The organism is Actinomycetota bacterium (genome assembly GCA_040755895.1).
Classification (GTDB): Bacteria; Actinomycetota; Aquicultoria; order Subteraquimicrobiales; family Subteraquimicrobiaceae; genus Subteraquimicrobium.
The window spans coordinates 1-6936 of sequence record JBFMAG010000111.1 but is presented as its reverse complement, the minus strand read 5'-3'; the positions used below and the strand labels follow the sequence as shown (position 1 = coordinate 6936).

At 47.2% G+C, this 6936-nt stretch carries 8 protein-coding genes; all 8 read left to right on the top strand.

The annotated features are described in order from the left end of the window. The coding region (locus AB1466_05200) for an energy-coupling factor transporter transmembrane component T (protein ID MEW6189490.1) at positions 1–593 on the top strand (593 nt) is incomplete at its 5' end. A gap of 24 nt (positions 594–617) precedes the next feature. Continuing rightward, positions 618–1355 carry a tRNA pseudouridine(38-40) synthase TruA gene (gene truA / locus AB1466_05195; protein ID MEW6189489.1) on the top strand — a complete coding sequence of 246 codons (738 nt, stop codon included), beginning with the start codon at positions 618–620 and terminating at the stop codon, positions 1353–1355. 141 nt (positions 1356–1496) lie between these two features. Then, on the top strand, positions 1497–1931 hold the full coding sequence (gene rplM, locus AB1466_05190; GenBank protein ID MEW6189488.1) for a 50S ribosomal protein L13: 435 nt from the start codon (positions 1497–1499) through the stop codon (positions 1929–1931). A gap of 48 nt (positions 1932–1979) precedes the next feature. After that, on the top strand, positions 1980–2423 hold the full coding sequence (gene rpsI, locus AB1466_05185) for a 30S ribosomal protein S9 (protein ID MEW6189487.1): 444 nt from the start codon (positions 1980–1982) through the stop codon (positions 2421–2423). Positions 2424–2533: 110 nt separating this feature from the next. Continuing rightward, positions 2534–3868, top strand: a complete 1335-nt coding sequence (glmM, locus tag AB1466_05180; GenBank protein ID MEW6189486.1) for a phosphoglucosamine mutase — start codon at positions 2534–2536, stop codon at positions 3866–3868. A 109-nt stretch (positions 3869–3977) separates the two neighbouring features. Continuing rightward, positions 3978–5807, top strand: coding sequence for a glutamine--fructose-6-phosphate transaminase (isomerizing) (gene glmS, locus AB1466_05175; GenBank protein ID MEW6189485.1), 1830 nt, complete (start codon positions 3978–3980; stop codon positions 5805–5807). A gap of 143 nt (positions 5808–5950) precedes the next feature. Next, positions 5951–6346, top strand: coding sequence for a holo-ACP synthase (locus tag AB1466_05170; protein ID MEW6189484.1), 396 nt, complete (start codon positions 5951–5953; stop codon positions 6344–6346). Beyond that, the coding region (locus AB1466_05165) for an NAD(P)H-hydrate epimerase (GenBank protein MEW6189483.1) at positions 6334–6936 on the top strand (603 nt) is incomplete at its 3' end. The genes AB1466_05170 and AB1466_05165, both read left to right, overlap by 13 nt.

Genomic DNA, 6936 nt, shown 5'->3' with positions numbered 1-6936 from the left:
CGCTCAAACCCCTGCGCTTAATAATCATTTTTACCTTTGCGATGCACCTTTTATTCACGTCGGGAACAATTTTGATGAAGCTGGGTCCTTTAAGGATCACTCAGGAGGGACTTCAGATGGGAGTATTCATTTGTATCAGATTAATCCTACTTCTTTTGGGAACTTCGCTGCTCACTCTGACCACAACTCCCATTGAACTCACCGATGGATTGGAGTATCTGCTTAGTCCCTTCAGGAGATTAAAGATTCCCGCTCACGAGCTGGCCATGATGATGACCATTGCCTTAAGATTCATTCCTACACTGGTGATGGAAACCGATAAAATCATGAAGGCACAGATGGCACGAGGCGCCGATTTTGAATCCGGAAATATCTTAAGGCGCGCCAGGAGCTTTCTCCCCCTACTGATTCCCCTATTTGTTAGCGCCTTCCGCCGGGCGGATGAACTAGCCTTAGGGATGGAATCCAGATGTTACAGGGGGGGAGAGGGCAGAACTCGGCTAAAAGCTTTAGAAATGAGCGGAAAAGACTGGTTAGCTGGGACGGTAGCATCGTTGCTTCTTATAGTTTCGGTAGCGATGGGACGGCTCTAGAAATACTCCAATGGAGTGATTCCGATGAGGAATATAAAATTAGTCATGGAATATAAGGGGACCAACTATCACGGATTTCAAAGGCAACCCAACTTACCCACGATTCAAGGGGAACTGGAGAAGACTTTGAGTCAAATCCTTCAGGAGAATATCGTGGTAAAATCCGCCGGACGTACCGATGCCGGAGTTCACGCTTTACACCAGGTGATCAACTTCCGCACCCGTTCTCAAATTTCTTTACTCCGACTCCAGCGTTCCTTAAATTCTCTTCTGCCTCGGGACATTGCGGTCAAAGAAGCCGAGGAGGTCGATAAATCCTTTGATGCTCGTCGCAACGCCACCTCTCGCGAATACAAATATTTCATCATGAATAAGGACCATCCCTCGCCATTCTTTGCCGAATTTTCCCACTTCATTGCCAGCTCCTTAGATATTGATGCCATGCAGGAAGCGGCGAAACTTTTTTTGGGTACCCACGATTTTACGGCTTTTTGTGCGCAATCGGATATTTCCAATCCCTTCCGGACGATCTTCGAAATATCCTGCAAGAAAGTTCACCATGACTTGCTTTGCATTAGGATTAAAGCCGACTCATTTTTACACAAGATGGTTCGCACCATCGTAGGAACTTTGATAAGGGTGGGATTGGGTAATTTAACCCTTGAGCAGGTGGCAGAAATCATGGAGAAGAAAGATCGAGACAGGGCTGGACCAACTGTGCCCGCCAAAGGTCTCTTCCTGAGCAACATTTGCTACGATTAAGCTTCCTTGACATGGGTTATAATTTATTGTTAGTATAATTGTCGCTTTTGAAATTGATGCCTTAAGCTTCGATTTTAAATTCTCATAATCTAAGGATTAATAGACAATCGGCGGATTAAATGCCTTTTTTGGGTGAAAACAATGAAGACGTACATGACAAAACCCTCAGAGGTAACCAGAGAATGGTGGCTCGTTGATGCCAAGGATGTTCCCCTTGGTCGATTGGCAAGTCAGGTGGCCAAGTTACTGCGGGGCAAGCATAAGACCATTTTTACTCCCCATATTGATACGGGAGATTTTGTCATCGTCATCAATGCCGAGAAGGTGAAACTTACAGGGAAAAAGTCTGAAAAAAAGATATACTACCATCATACGGGGTATATTGGGGGACTTAAAGCAACCGATTATGGCACTTTGCTGAAGGAAAAGCCGACATTTGTAATCAAGGAAGCGGTGAGGAGAATGCTCCCCCACAATCGCCTGGGTCGGGCGATGTTTAAGAAATTGAAGGTATACCCGGGGCCCGATCATCCGCATCACGCCCAGAAGCCGAAACCCATCCGGCTCTCGCTTTAAGAGCGGAAGTTGAGATATCCAAGATGGATTTGAGGAGGAACAATTTCCATGGCTAAAAAGAGTGAAGCGGCAGCTAAAAAAGGTAAGACTGAGGCAAAGAAAAGTGAAGCTGTATATTACGGCACGGGAAGGAGAAAGGAATCCGTAGCTCGGGTGCAGTTGGTTCCCGGCAGGGGGGAATTTGATATCGGCGGCAAGGGTCTTGAAGAATATTTTGGAAATAAGATTCTATGCACTTCCGTCAGGCAGCCATTGAAGTTAACGGGAACCTTGAGTAAGTTCAATATCGTAGCCAAGCTTGAAGGGGGAGGGATATCCGGTCAGGCCGGAGCCCTGCGCCACGGCATTTCCCGCGCTTTGGTTGAATTTGATGAAGGCTTAAGAGATGAACTCAAAAAAGCTGGATTTCTAACCAGAGATCCGCGCATGAAAGAGCGGAGGAAATACGGTTTAAAAAAGGCTCGTAAAGCTCCCCAATTCTCCAAGCGATAAACCTCAAAATGGCAGTCCCAGAGGCTGCCTTCCCATTTTATTGGCGGTACTTGGAGGTGCTTTTAAAGTTTTATCAAAAATCCTCTTTTTTGAATTTAAAGGAGGTTCCTTTGGGCAGACTTTTTGGTACCGATGGGGTCCGGGGCATAGCTAATGAAGATCTCTCTCCTGAGTTAGCTTTTAAATTGGGGGAGGCGGGAGCGTCCTTTCTGACTCCAAAGGGAGAAAAAGGGAAAATTGTGATAGGGAAGGATACGCGCATCTCTTGCGATCTTCTTGAGAGTGCACTTATCTCTGGAATTTGCTGTAGCGGAGCCAATGCGATGAAAGTTGGGGTGATACCCACTCCTGCCATCGCCTTCCTGACTAGATTTCTTGGAGCAAACGCTGGTGTAGTCATTTCCGCCTCTCATAATCCCGTGGAATACAATGGGATAAAATTTTTTGATGCAGATGGGTTAAAGCTTTCTGACGAGATGGAGGACCAGATCGAAGCCCTAATGAAATCTGGTTCGAAATCGAGACAAAAGGCGGCTGGGGTTGGAACGATCTCTCAAATTGATGACGCGATCGAGCATTATGTGAATTACGCCGTAAACACGATTCCAGGTGCATTGGAGGGGTTTAAGGTCGCCTTGGACTGTGCAAATGGGTCCACTCATCAAACTTCCCCCCTGATCCTGCGTGAGCTTGGGGCGAGAGTTTTGACCTTCGGTGCGAGTCCGAATGGACTCAACATCAATTTAAATTGTGGTTCCACCTATCCTCAGTATGTTCAAGAAATCGTGAGATCCCATAGTGTGGATTTGGGATTGGCCCACGATGGCGATGGGGATAGGGTAATCGCGGTAGACGAAACGGGGGAGATAATTGACGGTGATTTCATCATGGCCATCTGCGCCATTCACCTCAAAAAGCTCGGTGAGTTGCCGAATAATGCCGTTGTTACCACCATTATGACAAATATGGGTTTTGATCTTACCATGGAGAGGCATGGGATCAAGGTGATCAAAACCAAGGTTGGAGATCGCTATGTTTTGGAGGAGATGCTCGCAAAGAAGATATCTTTAGGCGGTGAACAATCGGGACACGTAATATTCTTAGACCTTAACACAACTGGCGATGGCATCGTCACCGCTTTACAACTCATGGCTGTGATTAGGGATACGGGCAAGAGGCTTTCCGAACTGAAGAAGGTAATGACCCGATTCCCTCAGGTGCTTCTAAATGTCCATGCAGTTCACAAGGAAAAGTTGAACAAGTCGGAACGGATCAAGAGGGCGATCAAAGCCGCCGAAGGGAGTTTTAAGGGTAGAGGGAGGGTTTTGGTCCGTGCTTCGGGCACTGAACCCATGGTAAGGGTCATGGTGGAGAGCGAAGATGAGGGGGAAGCAAACTCCATCGCCCATGAAATCGCGGCTGTAATAGAGAAAGAACTCTCATAAGGAGCAGTCGATGGTCGATAGCTGATATTCGATATTTCAGCAAATGAAAAATTTATTTTTAATTTATTGCGACCATGGACCATCAACTGGAATAAAGTGGAGGTTTATGATGTGCGGAATCATAGGATATATCGGGGAGAAAGATTCCACTCCCATCTTGTTGGATGGTTTAAAGAGGTTGGAATACAGAGGCTACGACTCCGCGGGAATTGCGGTTTTGGATAACGACAGCGAAGTCAAGATAATCCGGAAACAAGGTCATCTCGATGAATTAATTAAGATTGTGATGAAAAATGCTCCCCATGGAGGCTTGGGGATTGGACATACCAGATGGGCAACACATGGACGTCCTTGTGAGAGGAATGCTCATCCACATGTCGATTGCACTGGCACTATCGCTATTGTCCATAATGGGATCATTGAGAATTTTTCATCCTTAAGAGAGCAATTAGAATCTAAAGGTCACCGCTTTACTTCGGAAACAGATACGGAAACAATCGCCCATCTCATTGAAGAAAGCTACTCGGGAGATTTATCGCAAGCCGTGCGGGAAGCCCTAAAGAAGGTGAAAGGATCCTTTGCCCTTGCGGTAATCTGCAAGAATCATCCGAATGAGATGGTGGCTGCGCGAAAGGACAGCCCCCTTATCCTCGGTGTAGGAAAAAGGGAATACTTCATTGCCTCCGATATTCCCGCTCTTTTACCCCATACCAGGGAAGTCATAATTTTGGAAGATGGAGAAGTGGCGGAAGTGACCAGAAGTGGAATCAAAATAACCACCCTCGATAATCAACCAATTTCCCGAGAAACTTTCAGGGTGAAATGGGATCTGGAGGCGGCTGAAAAGGCGGGATATGACGATTTTATGCTCAAGGAGATTTATGAGCAACCGGTTGCCATTCGCGAGACGATGCGGGGGAGGATAGCAACGGATGGCCGCATTCTACTCGATGAAGTTGAACTCACCGAGGATCAGGTAAAGAATCTTGATAAAGTATTCGTGGTTGCCTGCGGAACTTCCTTTCACGCGGGATTGGTCGGCAAATACGTCATTGAGCGTTGGGCACGCATTCCGGTGGAGATCGAGATTTCCTCCGAGTTTAGATATAGAGAACCGGTTATCAACTCAAATACCTTGGTCATTGCCATTACCCAATCGGGGGAAACCGCTGATACCATGGCTGCCGTTCGGCAGGCGAAGCAAAAAGGGGCAAAGGTGGTGGCCATAACCAACGTCGTGGGTAGTAGCGTGACCAGAGAAGCCGATGGCATCCTTTACACCCATGCAGGTCTTGAAATCGGTGTTGCCGCCACCAAAACCTTGGTCGCTCAAATGGTCGCCCTCTACCTTTTAGCACTGTATTTAGGCGACGTTCGAGCCATCCTCTCCAGAGAGGAAGTGAATGATATTACGGCGGGGATGCGATTATTACCCGAAAAAGCCGAGAAAGTTTTGGCGGATACTGATTACATTAAAGACTGTGCCCAAAAATATGCCAACCGATCAAACTTTCTATTCCTGGGAAGGGGTGTGGGACTCCCCGTCGCTCTGGAAGGAGCACTCAAGCTCAAGGAGATTTCTTATGTCCATGCCGAAGGTAATCCAGCTGGGGAGATGAAGCATGGACCAATTGCTCTAATAGATAAGGACTTTCCAGTAGTAGCCGTATGCACGAAGGGATCGGTATATGATAAGATAATGGGCAATATTCAAGAAGTGAAAGCTCGAGGAGCCAAAGTTATCACAGTAGCTACGGAGGGAGATCAGGAGATAAAAAGACAAGCCGATCACATATTCTATATTCCCAAAACTCCAGAGTTTCTTTCCCCCGTTCCTGCGGTGATTCCCCTTCAGCTCTTTGCATACTACATAGCCAAATTGAGGGGGTGCAACGTGGATCAACCTCGGAATCTAGCAAAAAGCGTTACCGTCGAATAAGTTAGAAAACGACCTTCGACTCTCGTAACTCGACTCTTGATCATATTTTTCGAGCGACGAGAGACGATGTGACGAGCGACAAAGAGCAAAGTTAAAAATTTGAGAACTCTTAACGTTTGAGGGTTAAAAAGGTAGGAGAGTACATGGTAAAGGGAATCGGTGTGGATATCGTGGAAATTCACCGCATGGAGAGAGCCATCCAAAAATATCCCCGTCTTCTATCCAGACTGTTTACCCTCCAGGAACAGGAATATTGCCAGAGTCGGTTAAGACCCCATCTTCATTTTGCAGTGCGTTTCGCAGCTAAAGAAGCTGTTCTAAAGGCTCTGGGAACGGGTCTTAGGGGGATAAAGTGGACAGATCTTGAAATCTGTCGAGATTCTTTCGGGAAGCCTTTCATTCGACTGAGGGGGAAGGCAGCTTCAATAGCCGAAGAAAAGGGAGTTTCAGATATCCTTATCAGCCTTTCCTTTAGCCACGAAAGTGCCATTGCCTTTGCTCTCGCCAGGGGCGGGGGTGAGGATATTTGTACATCGTAACGGGCGAAGAGATGCAGCAGATTGAGGAGGAAGCCATCCGAAAACTGGCGATATCCACTCGTATCCTCATGGGAAAAGCTGGGGAGGCAGTGGCCAGGGAAGTTTTGAAAATGGTTTCCGGACGAGGGGAGGTCATTGCCGTTTGTGGGAAGGGAAATAATGGGGGCGACGGATTCGTAGCCGCTCGCTTTCTTCACGAAGCTGGCGTGAAGGTTATGGTCTTTGGGTTAGCTTCCCATGAAGAACTCTCCGAGGATGCATCCGATGCCTTCCGATCCTTAAACGCTCTTTCCATCCCATATGAAGTTTTGGATTCCAATACCTTGGGCCATTTTGAAGCCTCCTTGAGTCGAGCTGATTTACTCATGGATGCCATCTTTGGTATTGGTCTCAAGGGAGCGGTGAAGGGATTCGCAGGTGAAGTAATAGAGATAATCAACCGAACTGCTCACTCGGTCCTCTCCGTGGATGTGCCCTCCGGTTTAGAAGTTGATAGTGGGCACGTTCACGGGGAATGCGTGGTTGCGGATAAGACCGTTACTTTCACTTGCCCCAAAGTGGGATTGGTGATATATCCGGGAGCAAATTTT